Source organism: Paralcaligenes sp. KSB-10, assembly GCF_021266465.1.
Classification (GTDB): domain Bacteria; phylum Pseudomonadota; class Gammaproteobacteria; order Burkholderiales; family Burkholderiaceae_B.
Genome location: NZ_CP089848.1, coordinates 560,712 through 578,845, shown reverse-complemented (window position 1 = coordinate 578,845; position 18,134 = coordinate 560,712). Strand labels below are relative to the sequence as shown.

The 18,134-nt window shown below is 53.3% G+C and carries 22 protein-coding genes; 11 read left to right on the top strand and 11 right to left on the bottom strand.

Going from position 1 to position 18,134, the window contains the following annotated elements; all coding sequences use genetic code 11:
* Nucleotides 1-8: 8 nt before the first annotated feature.
* Nucleotides 9-428: a PRC-barrel domain-containing protein gene (locus LSG25_RS02710; RefSeq protein ID WP_232743183.1), complete on the top strand. Its 420-nt coding sequence runs from the start codon at nt 9-11 to the stop codon at nt 426-428.
* A 144-nt stretch (nt 429-572) separates the two neighbouring features.
* Here LSG25_RS02710 and LSG25_RS02705 read toward each other — a convergent pair whose 3' ends face one another.
* The 3 genes from LSG25_RS02705 to LSG25_RS02695 form a co-directional block, all read right to left on the bottom strand.
* The gene (locus LSG25_RS02705; protein WP_232743182.1) at nt 573-1,304 is read right to left on the bottom strand and encodes a Crp/Fnr family transcriptional regulator; all 732 of its coding nucleotides are present in this window, start codon (nt 1,302-1,304) and stop codon (nt 573-575) included.
* Between the two features lie 249 nt (nt 1,305-1,553).
* Nucleotides 1,554-1,712, bottom strand: a complete 159-nt coding sequence (locus LSG25_RS02700) for a DUF3309 family protein (RefSeq protein ID WP_232743181.1) — start codon at nt 1,710-1,712, stop codon at nt 1,554-1,556.
* Nucleotides 1,713-1,868: 156 nt separating this feature from the next.
* Nucleotides 1,869-2,954, bottom strand: a complete 1,086-nt coding sequence (locus tag LSG25_RS02695; RefSeq protein WP_232743180.1) for a calcium:proton antiporter — start codon at nt 2,952-2,954, stop codon at nt 1,869-1,871.
* 372 nt (nt 2,955-3,326) lie between these two features.
* Here LSG25_RS02695 and LSG25_RS02690 point away from each other — a divergent pair, with 372 nt between their 5' ends.
* Complete coding sequence (locus LSG25_RS02690; RefSeq protein WP_232743179.1) at nt 3,327-3,665, top strand: YqjD family protein; 339 nt, start codon at nt 3,327-3,329, stop codon at nt 3,663-3,665.
* A gap of 249 nt (nt 3,666-3,914) precedes the next feature.
* Complete coding sequence (locus tag LSG25_RS02685; protein WP_232744541.1) at nt 3,915-4,304, top strand: low affinity iron permease family protein; 390 nt, start codon at nt 3,915-3,917, stop codon at nt 4,302-4,304.
* Between the two features lie 61 nt (nt 4,305-4,365).
* Here the strand turns inward: LSG25_RS02685 and LSG25_RS02680 are convergent, their stop codons facing one another.
* Nucleotides 4,366-4,590, bottom strand: a complete 225-nt coding sequence (locus tag LSG25_RS02680; RefSeq protein WP_232743178.1) for a hypothetical protein — start codon at nt 4,588-4,590, stop codon at nt 4,366-4,368.
* 152 nt (nt 4,591-4,742) lie between these two features.
* Here LSG25_RS02680 and LSG25_RS02675 point away from each other — a divergent pair, with 152 nt between their 5' ends.
* Entirely contained in the window at nt 4,743-4,958 is a 216-nt protein-coding gene (locus LSG25_RS02675; RefSeq protein WP_232743177.1) for a glycine zipper 2TM domain-containing protein, read from the top strand.
* Between the two features lie 100 nt (nt 4,959-5,058).
* Nucleotides 5,059-5,205 (top strand): lmo0937 family membrane protein, encoded by a 147-nt coding sequence (locus tag LSG25_RS02670; protein ID WP_232743176.1) that lies wholly within the window; start codon nt 5,059-5,061, stop codon nt 5,203-5,205.
* A 184-nt stretch (nt 5,206-5,389) separates the two neighbouring features.
* On the opposite strand, the gene LSG25_RS02665 is transcribed toward LSG25_RS02670, so the two are convergent.
* Nucleotides 5,390-5,554 (bottom strand): glycine zipper 2TM domain-containing protein, encoded by a 165-nt coding sequence (locus tag LSG25_RS02665; RefSeq protein WP_370635988.1) that lies wholly within the window; start codon nt 5,552-5,554, stop codon nt 5,390-5,392.
* Between the two features lie 543 nt (nt 5,555-6,097).
* Between LSG25_RS02665 and LSG25_RS02660 the strand changes: the two genes are divergently transcribed.
* The gene (locus LSG25_RS02660) at nt 6,098-6,382 is read left to right on the top strand and encodes a hypothetical protein (protein WP_232743174.1); all 285 of its coding nucleotides are present in this window, start codon (nt 6,098-6,100) and stop codon (nt 6,380-6,382) included.
* A gap of 104 nt (nt 6,383-6,486) precedes the next feature.
* Here the strand turns inward: LSG25_RS02660 and LSG25_RS02655 are convergent, their stop codons facing one another.
* The 3 genes from LSG25_RS02655 to LSG25_RS02645 are packed head-to-tail and all read right to left on the bottom strand — an operon-like array spanning nt 6,487 to nt 8,158.
* Entirely contained in the window at nt 6,487-7,182 is a 696-nt protein-coding gene (locus LSG25_RS02655) for a PepSY-associated TM helix domain-containing protein (RefSeq protein WP_232743173.1), read from the bottom strand.
* A gap of 37 nt (nt 7,183-7,219) precedes the next feature.
* The gene (locus LSG25_RS02650; protein WP_232743172.1) at nt 7,220-7,906 is read right to left on the bottom strand and encodes a Fe2+-dependent dioxygenase; all 687 of its coding nucleotides are present in this window, start codon (nt 7,904-7,906) and stop codon (nt 7,220-7,222) included.
* Nucleotides 7,907-7,924: 18 nt separating this feature from the next.
* A complete protein-coding gene (locus LSG25_RS02645) occupies nt 7,925-8,158 on the bottom strand; it encodes a hypothetical protein (RefSeq protein ID WP_232743171.1) in 234 nt (77 codons plus the stop codon).
* 249 nt (nt 8,159-8,407) lie between these two features.
* Between LSG25_RS02645 and LSG25_RS02640 the strand changes: the two genes are divergently transcribed.
* The gene (locus tag LSG25_RS02640; protein WP_232743170.1) at nt 8,408-9,949 is read left to right on the top strand and encodes a phospholipase D family protein; all 1,542 of its coding nucleotides are present in this window, start codon (nt 8,408-8,410) and stop codon (nt 9,947-9,949) included.
* Nucleotides 9,950-10,290: 341 nt separating this feature from the next.
* Here LSG25_RS02640 and rpoN read toward each other — a convergent pair whose 3' ends face one another.
* Nucleotides 10,291-11,778, bottom strand: coding sequence for an RNA polymerase factor sigma-54 (rpoN, locus tag LSG25_RS02635; RefSeq protein WP_232743169.1), 1,488 nt, complete (start codon nt 11,776-11,778; stop codon nt 10,291-10,293).
* Between the two features lie 260 nt (nt 11,779-12,038).
* Between rpoN and LSG25_RS02630 the strand changes: the two genes are divergently transcribed.
* Nucleotides 12,039-12,938, top strand: coding sequence for a glycosyltransferase family 2 protein (locus tag LSG25_RS02630; RefSeq protein WP_232743168.1), 900 nt, complete (start codon nt 12,039-12,041; stop codon nt 12,936-12,938).
* Between the two features lie 63 nt (nt 12,939-13,001).
* On the opposite strand, the gene LSG25_RS02625 is transcribed toward LSG25_RS02630, so the two are convergent.
* Nucleotides 13,002-13,550: a ferritin-like domain-containing protein gene (locus LSG25_RS02625; RefSeq protein WP_232743167.1), complete on the bottom strand. Its 549-nt coding sequence runs from the start codon at nt 13,548-13,550 to the stop codon at nt 13,002-13,004.
* Between the two features lie 626 nt (nt 13,551-14,176).
* On the opposite strand from LSG25_RS02625, the gene LSG25_RS02620 reads away from it, so the two are divergent.
* Nucleotides 14,177-15,529 carry a sigma-54 dependent transcriptional regulator gene (locus tag LSG25_RS02620; protein ID WP_232743166.1) on the top strand — a complete coding sequence of 451 codons (1,353 nt, stop codon included), beginning with the start codon at nt 14,177-14,179 and terminating at the stop codon, nt 15,527-15,529.
* Nucleotides 15,530-15,544: 15 nt separating this feature from the next.
* On the opposite strand, the gene LSG25_RS02615 is transcribed toward LSG25_RS02620, so the two are convergent.
* Nucleotides 15,545-15,802: a histidine kinase dimerization/phospho-acceptor domain-containing protein gene (locus LSG25_RS02615; protein WP_232743165.1), complete on the bottom strand. Its 258-nt coding sequence runs from the start codon at nt 15,800-15,802 to the stop codon at nt 15,545-15,547.
* 201 nt (nt 15,803-16,003) lie between these two features.
* On the opposite strand from LSG25_RS02615, the gene LSG25_RS02610 reads away from it, so the two are divergent.
* Together LSG25_RS02610 and LSG25_RS02605 are read left to right on the top strand one after the other, a co-directional pair.
* The gene (locus tag LSG25_RS02610) at nt 16,004-16,762 is read left to right on the top strand and encodes an endonuclease/exonuclease/phosphatase family protein (RefSeq protein WP_232744540.1); all 759 of its coding nucleotides are present in this window, start codon (nt 16,004-16,006) and stop codon (nt 16,760-16,762) included.
* Nucleotides 16,763-16,869: 107 nt separating this feature from the next.
* Nucleotides 16,870-18,114 carry an AI-2E family transporter gene (locus LSG25_RS02605; RefSeq protein ID WP_232743164.1) on the top strand — a complete coding sequence of 415 codons (1,245 nt, stop codon included), beginning with the start codon at nt 16,870-16,872 and terminating at the stop codon, nt 18,112-18,114.
* Nucleotides 18,115-18,134 lie beyond the last annotated feature (20 nt).

Genomic DNA, 18,134 nt, shown 5'->3' with positions numbered 1-18,134 from the left:
AGATGGACATGATTTACGAATATCAGAAACCAGATCGCATGAGCAATGCGCGAGTGAGCAACCCCAGCGTGGACGTTTGCGTTCTTTGTGAGCCCAGTCTAATGGGCACCAGCGCGCTGGTGGGCAGCTCTGTTCATAATCACAAAGGTGAGGACCTGGGCGAAGTCAGGGAAATCATGCTGGACGTGCATACAGGTCAAGTGAGCTACGCAGTCCTGTCTTTCGGCGGCTTCCTGGGTATGTGGGAAAAGCTCTTTGCCGTGCCTTGGGATGCGTTGACCCTTGAGCCGAAGCAGGGGCTCGTGATCTTGCAAGTGGAGATGGATCGCCTTAAACAGGCGCGTGGATTCGATAAAAAAAAATGGCCCAGCACAACAGATTCGCTCTGGCTGCAGGGAATACGACCTTACGATCGAGCCAACCTGTAATAAAAATTCAGTTCCAATAGCCCTTTTTCCGTAGAACTGATGCAGTTTGGTTTCGTAATTTCGATCCAGGGGCTATCTTCGTTATAGCCCGGACTGCTTTTGATCTGCTCGCGTGTAAGCAATACTTCTATCGAAATGCTGTGCCTAATCTGAAGTCAGTGTGCGATTACCCCCTGGCAACAGGCGATCGCACTCCTTCTTGACCACCTGGTAGCATTCGCAGGCGCGCGCCTCGAGCCCTGGCCGATCAAGGACGGTGATCCGGCCACGACGGTATTCGATCAAGCCAGCCCTTTGTATATTTCCGGCGGCTTCTGTGACGCCTTCGCGGCGCACTCCGAGCATGTTGGCAATGAGTTCTTGTGTCATGACCAACTCGCTGGAAGGAAGGCGGTCGAGACTTAGGAGCAGCCAGCGGCAAAGTTGTTGGTCCAGTGAATGATGGCGGTTACATACCGCGGTCTGTGCCATTTGCGTCAGTAGCGATTGGGTGTAGCGCAACAATAACTGCTGCATTGGGCCGGCACGATAGAACTCGTCCTTCAAGAATTGCCCTTTCAGGCGATAGGCATGACCGGCGCTTTGGACAACGGCCCGGCTTGGTGTGGTTTCGCCACCCATGAAAAGTGAGACGCCAACGATGCCTTCGTATCCGACGACTGCAATTTCAGCCGATGCCCCATTTTCCATGACATAGAGCAGTGAAACAATCGAAGTAGTGGGGAAATAGACGTGGCGCATATGCGCGCCGGATTCGTATAGCACGTTGCCAAGCGGCATCGATATCACTTCCAGATTGGGAAGCAGGCGGATGTACTCTTCTGGGGGCAGAGCGGCAAGAAGGTGATTTTCGCGTGGATCGTGAAGAGTGAGCATAATTGTTTTTGATCAATGGCATCGATCGCCCGGCCTGGCCGGCGCCGCTGAATCAGATGCTTGATTGTCCTTGTTATGAATGTCTCGTACTTTATCTACATTCTATGTTGGACATGAGACGTAGTATTGTTCTTCGTCAAAACGGAATTGAACCATGGGGAACAGATGAACCAGATGGTGGGCTGCAGGCCCAAAGGCTTTGGTGCTCGGCGCGTCTAAAGCTTGGCTGCCGCGACGTGGATTGCATTCCTATATTCTGCCCATCAGCAACAGAACGATCACAATCACCAACACCAAGCCAAGGCCGCCGCTGGGACCGTAACCCCAACTACGACTGTGAGGCCAACGTGGAACTGCACCGATCAGCAACAAGACCAAGATAATCAGAAAAATCGTTCCCAAAGTCATTTTATATCTCCTAACAGTCATAATGGGCAGGGCAGTCATCGCCACGTCCTCATATCGCACTGTTACATAAATTGGAAACACAGTCTGTGCGGTATCATACACAATGCCCGCTTCGCCGCCATGGTCGCGATAGGTTTCAATGATGCAATCAAGGGCTTATACGCCCAGGGCGAACAACATCATGAATGTGGCAAAAAGCACAAAATGCGTCATGCCCTCGATGGCATTGGTCTGGCCATCATTAAGATTGATCGCCACGACGACAAGAGTGAGAAGCGTCATGACTGTCTGAACCGGTGTCATCGCCATTTGGAATGGTTGGCCGCTGTATAGCGCCAGTGCCTCCATTGAGGGGACCGTCAAAACCACAGTGGAAAGCGATGCGCCCATTGCGATGTTGACCACCGATTGCATGCGGTCCGCCAGTGCAGCGCGTAAAGCGGTGAGGATCTCGGGGGTGGCGGAAATAATGGCAACGATCAACGCTATGGTTCCCAAAGGTACGTTTATTCCCTTGATGCCTTGCTCCAGTGCCTTGGGCAGCAACTCGGCCAAAGCACCCACCACCACGATTCCTCCCACCATTATCGCGATCGAATGTGTGCGTCCCATGTTGGCGGCCGCAGCCGGCAACCGGCGCCGCTTCTTGTCGGGGTAGCTATAGCTAAAGAAATAGCTGTGCGGCCCGGCCTGCATGCGCAGGAACACACCATACAGCAACAGCATTGTGATAATCGTAAAGATGGAATAGGCCCGCCAGGCCTCTTTGGCAATAAACTCCGGAACCATCATCGAAATTCCCATGGCCGTCAAGATCATGGCGCTGTAGGTGCGCGCCGAATCGTCGTTATATGACTGCTCGCCGTGCTTGAATCCGCCGATCAGCGCCGCTATTCCCAATATGCCATTGATATCCAGCATTACCGCCGAATAGATGCTGTCGCGCACCAGTGTTTTGGATGTAATGCTGGTAGTCATGATGCCCAGCACTACAACCTCGACCAGCACGGCCGATAGAGTCAGAATCATGGTGCCGTAGGGGTCGCCAACCTTCTGCGCGATGATCTCCGCATGATAGGCAATGCTTAGGGACGCACACAGAATCGCTGCAATCAGGACTATGGCCGTCAACAGCGCAAGCACTTTTCCGTCATAGGGGAAAAATGTATTGGCGGCATACCCCATAACGGCTGTCGCGATGGCAACGAGCAGAAATTTTTCTTGATGCAGGAGATTTTTCATAAATGGCAAGCCCTTCCATTTCAATGACAGGCGGGGCTATGCCCGCAAGATCCTTTACCGGTGCTGGTTGAATTTGCATAAAACTGGCATTTTGTGCAATCACAATTAAAAATAAGCAATAACCATGCCAGACAATGGCGCTCGGGGGACACGCCTCGCACACCGGCGGCGCCAAATATAAAGCCGTAAAATTACCGGTTTGTGTAAAAAATACCGCGCACGATATGCTGTGGCTCCTGTCGCGATTCAATCGCAAGATGCCGGAATTATTTTGAAAATTGCCAGGCACGTTTCTTGCTCAGGTTATAGAAATCAGAAAAGATATCCGCGATGCACATTTCGGTGCTTTTCTGTTCTTAACAAGGAGCACACATGAGTGCAGAACAACATCGCATCAACATAAACCGGCAAAAAGAACGTGTCGTTTTCGACATGAAAGACTTGATCGCCGGCACTGAAGCCCTATTGCGGTCTACGGCTTCCTATACGGGCGCGGAAATCGAACAAGCGCGGGCCAGTTTGAAAGAGCAGCTTGAGTTGGCACAGCAACAGGCCAGCCAATGGAACCAACTGGCCAAAGACCGATATCGCGATGCTTCGGATGCCACAGACGAATATGTGCACGACCATATATGGGGCCTATTGGGAGCTGCCGCGGTTGCAGGCCTTGTCATCGGCGTGTGTCTGGGCAGCGACAAATGCCGCGGCTGATCTTTTCTTCTGAAATTTTCGGCAGCGTGTAATCGCGACATACTGATCATGCGTGCATTGCACGGAAATATTATGAACGACCAAATTGATTTATCTGGCAAAACGGCCGTAACAGAGGGGCATGCGCAGACGCCTGGAGCGGGCCCTTACCTCGAGAAGCCTGCGGTAGCCCATGGACAAGAATCGACGTGGGAGGAAAAATGCGAGAGCAGCCCCGAGGAAACACGCCGTGATACTCCTGGGCTTGGCATAAATATCATTTTTGACCGCTTCGCCCGTTCGGTTACCGGTTGGGCAGGTTCTCCCGCCGCATTCGGGCTGGCCTTTCTGGTAGTCGTCGTGTGGGGAGCCACCGGTCCAATATTCCATTATTCGGAAACCTGGCAATTGGTCATCAATACGGGAACAACCATTATTACCTTCTTGATGGTGTTTATTATTCAGCAAAGCCAAAACAAGGATAGTGTCGCGCTGCACTTGAAACTCAATGAGTTGCTCGCCTCCCAAAAAGGAGCGAGCAATAGCCTTGTCGATATTGAAAAACTCGATGACGGCCAATTGGAAAAAGTAACGAAATTTTATGCTGAACTGGCTAAACGCGCCGACGAATTGCAGGGCACCGCTCGATCACCCCGATAGTGATATAGCCCCGGGATGCAGTGCGGCAGTCGCTTTTTCGTGCCGTGGCGTTGTTCACTACTCAGGAGCTTGATTTTGTGGCTTTTTTTGTGCTGATGGATACTGGATCGCTGGCCGGAAAGCTTTCCTCCAGGGCTTCGTCCAAAGCCTTCTCCTTTTTTGTCTTGGTCTTTACGTCTGGATTGAGCGCGGGCTTGCCCACGAATTCTTCGCCAGTCCCTGGATTGGCACGCTTGGTAGGAAAAGGCGTATTTTTTCTGCCTAACGCTGTATCGTTCTTTTTCATGGTGCGGCTCCTTGCCACAATTGGGTTATCCGAAGTCAGCAAGCATTGTGCCCAATTATCATCAAGTTCACGGGGCACGCCGCTTGCTTGTTTAAGCGCGTTGGCACACAATTTCATCGTGGCCAAGTCAAATCAACCAATGAGGTGTTTCTATGAAAACAACGAAACGAATCGCGGTTAGTACATTTGTAATGGCAATCCTGCTCAGCCTTGGCGCATGCAGCGGAATGTCCAGGCAAGGTAAAAATACAGCCATCGGCGCTGGTGTAGGCGCTGTAGGAGGCGCAGTTCTGACCGGCGGCAGCACGCTGGGCACATTAGGTGGGGCGGCAATCGGCGGTGTGGTCGGCCACGAGGCCGGTAAGTAACAGATGCGCGTCGCTGGCCAGAGGCCAGTCACGCGCTTCGTACGGCGTGGCTCCGTCCTTGTTCCTCTGCTCGAAAAATGTTGCGAAGGAAAAGACTGATATGCTCTATACGATCGCAGTGATTCTTATTGTTTTGTGGCTGCTTGGGATCGTTACCTCGTACACGATTGGTGGTTTCATCCACATTCTTATCGTTGTCGCCATTGTTCTGGTCCTGGTGCGCCTGATTAGCGGCACAAGGTCATAAACTGTAATGCATTAGGCCACTTCCTTCCAAGTGGCCTAATCATGAACACTTTGCGCAAGATGCATCCAAGGCGATCGCCTGCATATCAACGCTCCATAGCTACAGTCTGTGTGAGTGAATGCTTCAGTGTAGTGAAAAGGGAGTTCGATAGCCTGCTGCCGGATCTGCATGCGGCAGCAGGCGACTACCTTCCCACCTGGTTTCCGACAATCCCGCCCACGGCAGCTCCACCAATTGTGCCTAATGGACTGCCGCCGGTCAGTACCGCACCCGCAACGCCACCCACTCCCGCGCCCACAACAGTGTCTGTGCCGCGCCTGGACATGCCGCCGCACCCAGCCATGCTCATGACGACAAGCACAGCCGCCACACCCACGATATATTTGCGAAAGTTACTCATGATGATACCTCTTGTTCGCCGCAAAGGACGATCTGGCGCGGTTGGCTCAAAGAGCCATTGATATAGATATATCGCATACCGCTGAATACTTTTCATGCTAAAGAAAGAATGGGCGATCGTCTGTTCGACAACGCACATTCAAAAGAGCCAGCTCGAGCGTGCGAGCAGCATTGTCATTGGGCTTAACAGCCATTGTTCTGTAGCGTACAGACGGGTATCTCATTTGGAGGGATGATGTCTTCGATTTAGATCGGAGAATGATATGCGTATTTTTATCTATACTTGCCTTGCTGTTCTTACGGCCGCGCTCTCGGGATGTGTATGGGGACCCGGTGGCGGCTACCGTGGAGACCGAAATGACGGCCATCGCGGCAATGGGGTGACTCAGGAACACAGGCCTGACGGCCATATGAACGATTCCCGACACTCTCATGACCAAGGGTGGCAGCAACATTGATTTTTACAATGTGCGACACACCAAAGAGGCTTACTATGTTTACCACCGTCCTTCCCGTTCATAAGGGATTCGAGATTCAGACATACATCTACGTCAGCAGAGATCAACACGGCATGCCGGCGTGGAAGGGCCAGGGATATGATGTCTCGGTAAGAATTTTCCGAGCGGGCAGCGAGCCCGACATGCTCAATAGCCGGATATTCCCGCTTCCCAGAAGTCTTTCATATGATGCACTGGGGGAGGCAAGGCGCGCTGGCGAGAAGCACGGAAGAGCCGTCATTGACGGCAGTATTCTCGGCCAGTCTGTATCCGACATGTAGTCACAGGGAAGAACTCGGCGGCGTCGAGCTTGGCGACGCCGCCTTTGGCTTTCTTTCGAAGCCAGCCGAAAAGATAAGGCAGCGGGGCATTGGAATCGGCTGGGTTATAAGCGCACGCTGATTAATCCGGCGATTGTCGCGGCCGACAACGCGAAAATCAATGTCCCGAGAGCTCGCTTGCGGCTGGTTTGCACCCACAGGATTACACCCGAAATCGACAGAAAAATCAGAGATCCCGCCAAGGTATCAACCAGCAAGATCCACGGGATGCTCATTCCCACGCCTTTATGCAGGTTCATGAGCGTGCCCAGAAAACTATTGTCGGTGCGACGCACGCTTACCGAACGGTTACCCGCCCAGGCATCTACAAGAGTCAGGGAATGCGGGCCGCCAAACCTGAAACTCCAGTGTTCCGGCTGCATGTGCATGGATGGCTGCGCGGAGCCGGCGGTTGCCGGTTCCGCCCATGCGACCCGACGGGCGGGTTCGACGCGTATCGAGGGTGGGCTGTCCAGATTCAATGCTCCCTGCAGCCAGAGGCCCATCTCTTTGGCATTGGGCGGAGCCGGGTCGGGGACGGCAATTTGCATGGTCGTGCGTTGCTGGGCTACCGCCGGCAGTTTCAGCACTGCCCGATGGTTGAGCCAGATGCCGCTGGTGCCGAACAGCAGCCCAAGAAGGGCTCCCCACAGCCCAATCCAGCCATGGGTCTTGCGTATCCAGCGTATAAATCCGGCGCGTCGGTTATGCTGTCGCGCACGTGACGCATGCGTGGTATTGCTGGTTTGAGTAGTATTCATCGTAATCCATTGGAAATAGGCATGCAGGTGCCAACCTTCAAGGCTGGCCCCATTGCCGCAATAAGTTGTGATAACAGCCGATCAGCGTGCGGCGCGCGGCGGCGTCCGCTCCCGTTTGGTTCAGGCGTTGGATGGCGTTGTCCATGTCGAAGAGCAGCGAACGCCGCCCGTCATCGGGCACGAGGCTCTGTACCCAGAAAAAACAGGCCACGCGCACACCGCGGGTAACCGGGGTAACCAGGTGAAGGCTGCTTGCTGGATAAATAACCATGTCGCCGGCCGCCAGCTTGACCGCATGTACGCCATATGTGTCTTCCATCTGCAGCTCGCCACCGTCGTAGTCTGAGGGGTTGCTGAGAAACAGGGTGGCGGAAACATCCGTGCGCAGTTTTTGCCCAGTGTGCGGATGGATACGAAAACTGCCGTCCACATGCGCTCCGAAATTCATGCCCTCGCCGTAACGGTTGAACATGGGGGGGTAGACCACATTGGGTAGCGCAGCGCTGATAAACAGCGGATGCCGCTCCAGTGCGCCCACAATGATTTTCTGGCAGGCTTGCGCCACGTCGGAGCGCTCGTCGATCTGCTGGTTGAATTTTACCGGCGCGCCTTGATAGCCGGCCGTTACGCGCCCATCGACCCAGGCGCTGCCGGCCTGGTCCAGATGATTGCGGACAGTTTTGACGTTTTCCGGATCAAGTACGTTTGGAACCGAGATCAGCATGATTATTGTTGTGTAGTTTCAAAGTGATTTACATGCGATAAGCCAGCGACAGCATGACAGTGCGGCCGGCAGCTTGTTCAATGATGTTTGATCAACGGTGAAAGCGTCGTTGGCAGTCACTCCGTGAACGGTTACGGTTTGCAAAGTTGCAATGCCGGCCGGCTGCTGATTGGAGGGCGGCTGCTGTGCGATGGCAGTGGGTGACGCAAATAGAGCAAATAGGGCCGTGCCGACAGGGGTGTAGCGATTCATGAGGGAAGTCTTCTCCGGGTAACTTCAGGTCGTGCTGTGTGGTTCAAGCACTTTTTATTAAATACAAATGATAATGGTTATTATTATAACTAATTCCTACGAAAAACTGTCGCGGCGAAACAATTTTTATAATTGCTGGCTCCGCGACAAACGCAGGCCTCTTTGGCTTGTCGGGCAGTTTGGCGCTGAGCTCCAACCCGTCCTGGATCCAATAAGATACTATCCAGTGTGGCTAAATGGAGAAGGCTCATGAAATGGCCTGGCCTACGTACTCTTTGCGCACCGATGGCCGTAGTCCTGCTGCTGTCTGGCTGCGCGCAATTGCCTTCTCTGAAAGGGCGGAGCCAGTCTGTGGCCGTTCAGAATACAGCCGATACATCCCTGGGCACTTTGCTTGAGCCGCTTGTGCTGGCGCATCCCGGAAAATCCGGAGTGATACCCTTGGCAAACGGCCCCCAAGCGTTGGCCACTCGAATTTTCCTGGCGAATGTGGCGCAGCGTTCTCTTGATGTCCAATACTACATCTGGCATAACGATATAGCGGGGACCTTGCTGTTTGAAGCACTGAGTCGCGCAGCCCGAAGAGGCGTCAGGGTTCGGCTGCTGCTTGATGACAATAACCGTGATATTGACGGCATCCTCAGGGCCCTGGACGCGCAGCCCAATATCGAGGTGCGCCTGTTCAATCCTTTTATGCATCGCAGTTGGCGGGTTCTGGACTATCTGGCCGATTTTCCCAGATTGAACCGCCGCATGCACAACAAATCGTTTACCAGCGACAATCAAGTCACTATCGTCGGTGGGCGCAATATAGGCGACGAGTACTTTGGCGCAGGTCAGGATTTCTTGTTTGTTGATCTGGATGTGCTGGCGGTTGGCCCGGTGGTGCAGGCGGTCTCGAAGGATTTTGATCGCTATTGGGCGAGCGGCTCATCCTATCCCGCCGACCGCATATTACCCAAGGTGGATCCGACTTCTATTTCAGATCTGTCGGCCGCCGCCACTGCAGCCCAACAAGAGCCGGTCGGGCATGCCTACGAACAGACGCTCGCCGCGCTGCCGTTTCAGAAACAGTTGCGCGAGGGCCATCTGCCCTTTGTGTGGGCTACCACTCATATGATTAGTGACGACCCGGCCAAAGGGCTGGGTCTCGCAACAGATAATGAATTGCTGCCCAAGAGGCTCGAGCGTATTTTTGGATCCCCTGAATACGAGTTGCAGATCGTGTCGCCGTACTTTGTGCCGACCTCGACAGGGGTTCGCTACCTTGCCGCCTTGGCAAAGAGTGGCGTAAAAATCACCATTCTTACCAATTCGCTGGAAGCCACCGACGTGGCCATCGTCCATGCGGGCTACGCGAAGCGGCGAAAACCGCTACTGCGCGCAGACATTGCCTTGTTCGAAATGAAGCGCCTGGAGCCGGGAAGGAGTTCCAGGAAACGAAACCTGACTGGGAGCTCGGGCTCCAGCCTGCATGCCAAGACAATTTCGATCGATCATTCGCGTATATTCATAGGATCGTTCAACTTCGATCCTCGCTCCGCACGCCTCAACACCGAAATGGGTTTTGTAATCGATAGCCCCCAAATGGCACGGGCAATTCCTCAAGCGATCGGTGGCAATGTTCTGAGCCGAGCCTACGAAATCCGCCTGAATCCGGCTGGTGAACTGCGATGGCTGGAACATAAGGACGGTAAGGTGATTGTGTACGATACCGATCCAGGCACAGGATTCTGGCTGCGGTTCGGCGTGTCCGTATTGTCGGAGCTGCCAATTGACTGGTTGCTGTAATCTTCTCTATGTATGACAGCGTACAGAAAAGGCTTTGCAATTCGACTACGCTGAGCCTGCTGTCTGAACTTGATGTTGCATGTACCGATTTTGCAGCGCGGCAAGGTTCGGCTTTCAACCATCAATCATCCTATGAGGCTATCGATGATAAGGCACCAATTGCAACAAAAAATGCTCGCCTGGGAGTCGCGCCAGGTACTGTTGGAGCCACCAGGCGCAGCTAAAGACTTTATAGAAAACTCTAACACTCAATACCAGGCGGCAGCGCGGCCAAAGCGGAGCAAGCCCACCAGGATTCCAGCCAGGATGGACTAAGGCCGGACACTCTGGGCTGGAGACTATCACGCAGATCGTCGCAGCTCTGCCGCCGGACGCTTGATCTGGGCGCGATACTTCGATACCGTTCTACGCGCGACGAGGACTCCCTCGTGAGCCAATTTGCGAGCGAGCACTACATCAGACAGCGGCTCTTTAGGATTTTCTTCCTCGATCATTTCCTGAATCAGCGCACGCACGGCCATAGCCGAGCATGACCCTCCTGATCGAGTTGCCAGTTTGCGCGAAAAAAAATGCTTGAATTCGAAGATTCCCGTTGGAGATGCCAGGTATTTATGGTTAGTTGCACGCGATATGGTGGATTCGTGCAAGCCGAGCTCATCGGCGATTTCGCTTAGCATCATGGGGCGTAGCGCCACTGCGCCATAGTCGAAAAACGTCTGTTGCCTAGCTACGATGGCTTGCGCCACGCGCTGTATGGTGGCATTGCGCTGCTCCAGGCTGCGCACCAGCCAGCGCGCTTCCTGCAAGGCGTTGGCCATCGGAGAACGGTCGCCACCATGGGATTCGCGAAATAATTTGGCATAGGTGTTGTTCAGGCGCACTTGCGGCGCCACATCCTGATTTGTCGTCGTCATCCATAATTTCCCCACCTTGCGCACAATTGCATCCGCAATGACATAACATGAGGGTTCGACCGGAGTAAAACAGGCGGCGGGGCGAGGGTTGAGGCGGCGGATCAACGCACACGCCTGCCTGGCCTGTTGTTCTGTGCAAGCCATAAGCCTGGCCAGCCCGCTGTAATCGCAACGCCCCAGTTGTTCGAGCGCATCGGCGGCAATGCGCAGGGCCAGTCCGCGGCCCACGGTATCATCGTGCAGGGCGTTCAGTTGCAAGCTCAGGCATTCAGACAGATCGCGCGCGCCCAGGCCTGGCGTGTCCAACTGCTGTACCAGCTTCAAGGCGGTGATCCATTCGCTATCGCTGACCGGTGGGCTGAACTGTTTGGCGCCGGCCAGATCGGAAAACGAAGTTCGCAAATAGCCGTCCGGATCAAGCGCTTCAATGATAAATTCGATCAGACATCGTTCTCGCGCGCTCAGTTCATAGCCGCACAGGCCGGCGCGCAACGAGTCCTGCAGGTTGATTGGGCTCTGCGCCCATAAGCCCACATCATTGTCTGCGTGACTGTGTGTGCCTGGATAGTCGCCCGAATAGCCGGATGCCGAATCGGCTACGTTGTATTCGAGGTGTTCAACGCCAGGGCCGTCCGCATCCGGTTCATGAGCGGCGGGCGGGCCTGAACTTGCGGGTTCTTGACTATGCGCTTCCGATGCTTCCTTGGTAACATCCATGGCCAAATCAGCCGCGCGCAAACCGCTGGCGTGCGCACCTTCCGCAGGGTCTTCCAAAAAGGGGTTGTTGGCAATTGCCTCGGCAACTTGCCGATTGAAATCCAGCGTAGACATTTGCAGCAGCTTGACTGACTGCTGCAGGCGCGGAGTGAGGCTGGTTTGCTGTCGCGCCTGTATATCATAAGTGAGCTGTACCAATTTGCACCTCGTTTGGAAACATGGGCTCCAGGGCCTATATCATGATTCAAGCAATAACTGTGCCAAGTATGGAAACGAGATGGCAGCCCTGTCCGCTGCATGCCAATATCACATCGCCACATCGAGAGAGTGTGATGCCCGAAACTATAAATTACCGATTTGGTGTAATAAGTACCGGCCCATCGACAGTTGGAACAAGGCAGGTGCGCTGGGCACACTCTATGCTATTTACCTTGGAATAGGTTTACCGGGAAAAAGCCATGGAAAATTCCGTAGAGGCGCGTACCACGATTTTGGTGCTGACAAGTAATCACTGTGCTCAATTACTGGACACTCTTGGGCTGATTTGCAAGTTGCCTGAACGCTGGCCGATCATTGTTGTTGACAACGGTTCGAACGACGGCACAGCGGCTGCAGTTACCGCGCGCTTTCCCGAAGTGTTGTTGATCTGCGCTGGACATAATCTGGGTGCGGCGGCGCGAAATATCGGCGTGGCCTACGTCCATACCCCTTACGTTGCTTTTTGCGATGATGATACGCACTGGGAGCCGGGCGCCTTGAATCGGGCGGTTCATCTGCTCGACACAGCGTCCGATGTGGCTGTACTGAGCGCTTGTGTAAAAGTGGGTGCCAAGCGCGAAACGGATCCGCTTTGCGTGTCCATGGGGCATAGCCCTTTAGCCAGAGAGCATTTGCCCGGCCCGCAACTACTGGGTTTTATGGCGGGTGCCTGCGTTATGCGCACGCGGGCCTTTTATGACGTGGGAGGCTACTGGCCGCCGTTTTTCCTGGGAGGGGAGGAGGTCCTGATGGCTTTGGACTTGGCTGAACGCGGCTGGCGCATGGTTTATGCGGACGATGTAGTGATTCGGCACTTCCCAGCCTCCAAGCTGGATTCTCGACAAATGCAACATCGTCTTATCCGCAATGCGATTTGGGTGGCATGGATGAGACGTCCTTTGCGCACGGCCTGGCGTGAAACATATTTTCAACTTGCGCAGGCCGGGCAATCTGACATGTTCTGGTGGATGGTGCTGCACGTACTATGGGGTTTGCCCCGCGCGTTGCGACAACGCAAAGTCATTTCTCCCGCTATAGAGGCGATGAGGGAATTGCTTGACCACGCACCAAGGCCCCCGATCATGAGCTCGGCGCGGTAATCCATATAGTCATATAGCCCATACTGAAGTCGGAACCGTAACCGATCTTGATCCTACTTTTAACTAATCAAGCAGGTCGCGCATTTCGTCGGCATGCTCCTCTTCTTTGGCCAGGATCCCTACCAGCATGAGCTTGGTCGTAGGATCGGTATCGCCTATTTTTTCAATGATCTGACGATACGACTCAACAGCAACACGCTCAGCAATAAGGTTGGCCCGAATCATGGCTTTAATATCGCTGGAGCTGTCATATTCAGCATGGCTGCGCTGGGTCAACGTGGCCGGATTTAAATCGGGCTGGCCGTTTAACTGAACAATGCGCTCGGCAATTTGATCAGCATGGCCTTGCTCATCTTGTGCATGTTCAAGGAATTCATTCTTGATCGGCGTATTCATCAATCCTGTTGCAGTGTAATAATGGCGCTTGTATCGCAATACACAGACAAGTTCGGTTGCCAAGGCGCTGTTAAGGAGGGCCAGAATTTTCTCACGATTACCTTGATAGCCTGCTGTAACGGCTCCATCATCCATATTCTTTGCCGCTTCCCGAATCGCGGAGGTGTCCAGCGGCGAGCGATAGGCCTCTCGAGGTTTGGATTTGTCTGATTTCATGGTTTTCCTTGTTCAAAAAATATTGCAGATGGCAATATTTCAAAGACCTTCATCGCCAATTTGCTATTGGGGCGCCCGTTCTGCGGCAAGTCAAAGGACGCAGGACGTGATTAGTTCCAACATCCTTTTTGTCATAAAACTAATGCGCCCGGGCCCGCAATCTCCATCCAGCGTCATGTCTTCATTGTATTCAAGGCTGTTTTTGATCTGCTCGCGTGTCAGCATAGGTTTACTCCTGGGTTTGTGACATCAATATGCAAGCAGCAATTGCCGTGCCTGCGTGAGCGATCCGCAGTCTTTTACCAGCACGGAGTGTGAGACGATTCCGATAACAGGCGCTTGCTCGTGAAGCATGGAGCTCAACGTCAAGATAGTGTCAATGTAATGAAATTCACGACATTAAAAGTGTAATAATAAGCTTCTTCATCCCTACCATTAGCATTCTGTTGCATTTTCTCTATTCGGGTCGGTGCAGCCTAATGTAAAACGAGATACGGTATTTTTAAAAAATATCGAAAGAACAAGCGGGAAATCGAAACGCAGAATATGAACTGATGTGCATTCGCACTGGAAGCCGTCTATGCAGCGGATTCCGGGCTGCCTGAAACCACTAATATCAAATCCATATGCCGCATCTATTAATCACCGACGATGAGCCTACCATCCGCGAATTGCTTGCCGAAATAGCAGAAGGCGAGGGTTACACTGTAGCGGTGGCGGCCAATATACGTCAGGCTCGCATTCAAATTGAACGTCAAAAGCCCGACATGATCCTGCTCGACATGATGTTGCCCGATGGCGACGGCATCGAGTTTTGGAAAGGCCTTGAACTGGTCGATACACAGGTTGTTTTTATTACCGGGCACTCAAGCATTGACAGTGCAATCAATGCCCTGCGCTGTGGGGCCGTTGATTATCTGCGCAAGCCTGTCAGCCTGCACCGAGTACGTGCTTTGCTGAGCGAGTTGAAGTCTTTGCTGCATGAGCCTCTCATTCCGGGTTCAAACGATTGCTTTATCAAAATGATAGGGAAGTCGCGCGCCATGCAACTGCTGTGCGCCCGTATTGAGAAAGTGGCGCCCACTCGGGCCACAGTGCTGCTCGTGGGAGAAAGCGGTACCGGCAAAGAGCTTGCCGCCGAAGCCATTCATTTGGCCAGCCCCCGGCACAACAAACCCTTCATGCCAGTCAATTGCGGCGCCATTTCGCCCAACTTGATCGAAAGCGAATTGTTCGGCCACGAAAAGGGTAGTTTCACCGGTGCCGATCGCCAGCATAAAGGGTATTTCGAGCGGGCTCAGGGCGGCACTTTACTGCTGGACGAAATCACCGAAATGTCAATGGAACTGCAGGTGCGGTTGCTTCGAGTTCTGGAAACGGGCTGTTTTATGCGCGTGGGTACGAATACCGAAATCCCTGTCGATGTACGAGTGATTGCCGCCACCAATTTCAATCCGGAGCAGGCAGTGAGCAACGGCACACTGCGCGAAGATTTGTACTATCGACTGTGCGTATTTCCTTTGGAACTCCCACCTTTGCGCGAGCGCGAAGGTGACGTTGTGCTGCTTGCCGAGCACTTTCTACAAGAGCTCAATGAAGAAGGCCACACCCGCAAGTCTTTTGCGCCCGATGCCATGAAAGCCATACAAGAATATTCATGGCCGGGCAATATACGGGAATTGCGAAATTATGTATACCGCAGCTATATTCTCGCCGACGAGGTGATTAAAGGTAATTTCACTTCTTTCGATCTGCAGTCACATTCGGCGGGGCGGGGCAGCGACATTTCGCTGCCGGTCGGGGTGCCGCTGGCCGACGCCAACCGGCAGCTCATCCTGGCGACCTTGAAGCAGTGCGGAGGGGTGAAGAAGGTGGCCGCTGAAAGGCTGGGCATAAGTCTTAAAACCTTATACAACCGGCTTGAAGAGTACGGCGCCGCGGCCGACAAAGATACATCGTCTTCCCTGCCTTCCAATTAACCTGACAGCAAACTATTATAAAACCGGGTCGCCCGCATGTGTCGTTACTTGCGTCGCAGACGACTGGTCAAGCTGACAACGAGAGAAGGCTAATAACTGCTGATTGAGCTTTGCGCCACGCTCTATGCCATGACGAGCGGCTGCAAAAAGACGGCCGGTGGTCTCGTCATGGGCGACTCGCTCGCTTAGCATTTCGAGACTTAAACCAATAGTCATGAAAATGTTGTTGAGTTCGTGTGCGATGATCTCAGCAGTTTTCTCGGTCTCTTCCATTTTGGCATTCGCCTTGCAGGTGTCGATTGTCCGAGGATGCGGATCGTCGGCCTGGAAACCACTCTATTCCAATGCATGACTGCTTGTCAAACAAAGTCGAGCCCACGGCTTGGTGCTGCGGTCAAGGGATTCAGAGATCCACGCCCTGGGCGCGGTACTTGCTGACTGATCCATATTCGATCGCTGCGGATCCCCATGACTATCGACGATCCTCCATTCAAATTAAAGATTCTCACTGTAAATGCACATAAGGGATTTACGGTTTTCAACAGCCGCTTCATTTTGCACGAACTGCGTGATGCGATCCGGGCAGCGGGGGCCGATATCGTCTTTTTGCAAGAAGTGCTGGGAGCCCATCAGGACCATGCGAGCCGTCTTGCGCGCTGGCCTGCCACCAGCCAATACGAATTCCTGGCCGATTCTATCTGGCCCGATTTTGCCTATGGCCGCAATGCCGTTTACCCGTATGACCATTATGGCAATGCCTTATTGTCCAAATACCCGATCACGCATTATGACAATCTAAATATTTCAGTAGGCAAGCACGAGAAGCGTGGCTTGCTGCATTGCGTGGTGAGACCGGTGACCCTTGACACGGACATACATGCTATTTGCGTCCATCTTGGATGGCGAGAGCAGCAGCGCAGCCTGCAATTATCTGATCTTTGCCGCCGCATCGATGATCATGTCCCCGCTGACGCGCCACTACTTGTAGCGGGCGATTTCAACGACTGGCGCTTGCGCGGACATCATTTGCTGATGCGTCGAAGCGGCTTGAAAGAAATTTTCAATGAAAGGCGAGGGCGGGTTGCCCGTAGCTTCCCGGCGTGCTTCCCATTTTTACGTCTCGATCGGATTTATGTGCGAAGCATCACACAATTCGAACCTGCCAGGCAGGTCGCGGACCCATGGAAACAATTGTCCAACCACGCGCCTCTGGCTGCGGAGATCGAGTTATGACGCTCAAACGGTCAATGGAAAATTTCCATGGAACCAGACTGTCGGCCGGCATGAAAATTGCTGGCATTGATACTCAAGAACAATAATTTGATTTGCCAGAGGCACCCATGGATGCAGATCGATCCGAAACAGTCTTGCGCGATGTGCTGACCACTAATGCAGAGAGTAGCCAGGGCATCGCTCCAGGCCCGGCCATTGCACTGGCCCATGCCACGCCGCCATCGGAACATCGCAAAGTGAATGTCAGTAGCGTTGCGTTGTCCATACTCACAGCCATCGCATTTGTTTTTGCGTTGCAATGGGCTCGCGGATTTTTCATCCCACTTGTTTTCGGCATTTTGATCTCCTACACGCTCAATCCCATGGTCGTTTGGCTGGAGCGCATTAAAGTGCCACGCGCTGTAGGCGTGGGTCTCATTATGCTCGGTCTTCTGGCCACGACAGCCGTAGTGGCGACCACGGTATACAGAGAGGCTCAAGCCATCATGGATGAAACGCCGATGGCGATCTATAAGCTCAACGCTGCACTCATAAGAACCAACGACGGCAAACTAGGAGCCTTGGATAGGCTTCGCAGCATGACCGATGCGCTTAAAAAGGCGGCTAGTTCGGCGACTGACACAGAGGCAAATAACGAAACCAAAGGCAGTAGGGCCAAAGGCAAGAATCAGGTAGCCGACGCAGCCGCGGCAAAGCCACCCGGATTCAACGTCAGTGGTTGGCTTTGGGCCGGGTCATTGAGCGCTGTCGGTTTGGTAGGGCAGTTGCTCATGGTCCTTTTTCTGGTTTTTTTCGCCTTGCTCTCGGGAGACACATTTAAGCGAAAACTGGTGAAACTTACCGGGCCCACGCTGACGAACAAGAAAATTACCGTTCATATTCTGGACGACATCAATACATCGATCCAGCGATATATGTTTATGCTTTTTGTGATGAACATATCTCTGGCCCTCATCACATGGCTGGTGCTGCACTGGATTGGACTTGGCAACCCGGGAGCGTGGGCAGTCGCGGCCGGCCTGCTTCATGTCATTCCCTATTTTGGACCATTGATCACCGCGGTTGCGATAGGCGTTGCCGCATTTTTGCAGTTTGAGTCGTTTTCGATGATGTTCCTGGTATTCGGTGCATTGCTGGTGATTTCAGCTGTGGTTGGGATGCTGATTACAACCTGGATGACGGGCCGGATTGCGAAAATGAATGCAACTGCCGTTTTCATTGGGCTGCTGTTTGGCGGATGGCTTTGGGGGCTGTGGGGCATGTTGCTTTGTGTTCCTCTTATTGTTGTTATAAAAGTCATTTCAGGACACATCGAGGGCATGCAGGCGATAGCGGAATTGTTGGGCGAATGACTTGTTTCTTTAGTTGGGCA

What these genes read in the sequence shown, in the direction of transcription:
- LSG25_RS02710 (WP_232743183.1), top strand. Translation starts at nt 9, where the DNA reads ATGATTTACGAATATCAGAAACCAGATCGCATGAGCAATGCGCGAGTG.
- LSG25_RS02705 (WP_232743182.1), bottom strand. Translation starts at nt 1,304, where the DNA reads ATGCTCACTCTTCACGATCCACGCGAAAATCACCTTCTTGCCGCTCTG.
- LSG25_RS02700 (WP_232743181.1), bottom strand. Translation starts at nt 1,712, where the DNA reads ATGACTTTGGGAACGATTTTTCTGATTATCTTGGTCTTGTTGCTGATC.
- LSG25_RS02695 (WP_232743180.1), bottom strand. Translation starts at nt 2,954, where the DNA reads ATGAAAAATCTCCTGCATCAAGAAAAATTTCTGCTCGTTGCCATCGCG.
- LSG25_RS02690 (WP_232743179.1), top strand. Translation starts at nt 3,327, where the DNA reads ATGAGTGCAGAACAACATCGCATCAACATAAACCGGCAAAAAGAACGT.
- LSG25_RS02680 (WP_232743178.1), bottom strand. Translation starts at nt 4,590, where the DNA reads ATGAAAAAGAACGATACAGCGTTAGGCAGAAAAAATACGCCTTTTCCT.
- LSG25_RS02675 (WP_232743177.1), top strand. Translation starts at nt 4,743, where the DNA reads ATGAAAACAACGAAACGAATCGCGGTTAGTACATTTGTAATGGCAATC.
- LSG25_RS02670 (WP_232743176.1), top strand. Translation starts at nt 5,059, where the DNA reads ATGCTCTATACGATCGCAGTGATTCTTATTGTTTTGTGGCTGCTTGGG.
- LSG25_RS02665 (WP_370635988.1), bottom strand. Translation starts at nt 5,554, where the DNA reads ATGAGCATGGCTGGGTGCGGCGGCATGTCCAGGCGCGGCACAGACACT.
- LSG25_RS02660 (WP_232743174.1), top strand. Translation starts at nt 6,098, where the DNA reads ATGTTTACCACCGTCCTTCCCGTTCATAAGGGATTCGAGATTCAGACA.
- LSG25_RS02655 (WP_232743173.1), bottom strand. Translation starts at nt 7,182, where the DNA reads ATGAATACTACTCAAACCAGCAATACCACGCATGCGTCACGTGCGCGA.
- LSG25_RS02650 (WP_232743172.1), bottom strand. Translation starts at nt 7,906, where the DNA reads ATGCTGATCTCGGTTCCAAACGTACTTGATCCGGAAAACGTCAAAACT.
- LSG25_RS02645 (WP_232743171.1), bottom strand. Translation starts at nt 8,158, where the DNA reads ATGAATCGCTACACCCCTGTCGGCACGGCCCTATTTGCTCTATTTGCG.
- LSG25_RS02640 (WP_232743170.1), top strand. Translation starts at nt 8,408, where the DNA reads ATGAAATGGCCTGGCCTACGTACTCTTTGCGCACCGATGGCCGTAGTC.
- LSG25_RS02630 (WP_232743168.1), top strand. Translation starts at nt 12,039, where the DNA reads ATGGAAAATTCCGTAGAGGCGCGTACCACGATTTTGGTGCTGACAAGT.
- LSG25_RS02625 (WP_232743167.1), bottom strand. Translation starts at nt 13,550, where the DNA reads ATGAAATCAGACAAATCCAAACCTCGAGAGGCCTATCGCTCGCCGCTG.
- LSG25_RS02620 (WP_232743166.1), top strand. Translation starts at nt 14,177, where the DNA reads ATGCCGCATCTATTAATCACCGACGATGAGCCTACCATCCGCGAATTG.
- LSG25_RS02615 (WP_232743165.1), bottom strand. Translation starts at nt 15,802, where the DNA reads ATGGAAGAGACCGAGAAAACTGCTGAGATCATCGCACACGAACTCAAC.
- LSG25_RS02605 (WP_232743164.1), top strand. Translation starts at nt 16,870, where the DNA reads ATGGATGCAGATCGATCCGAAACAGTCTTGCGCGATGTGCTGACCACT.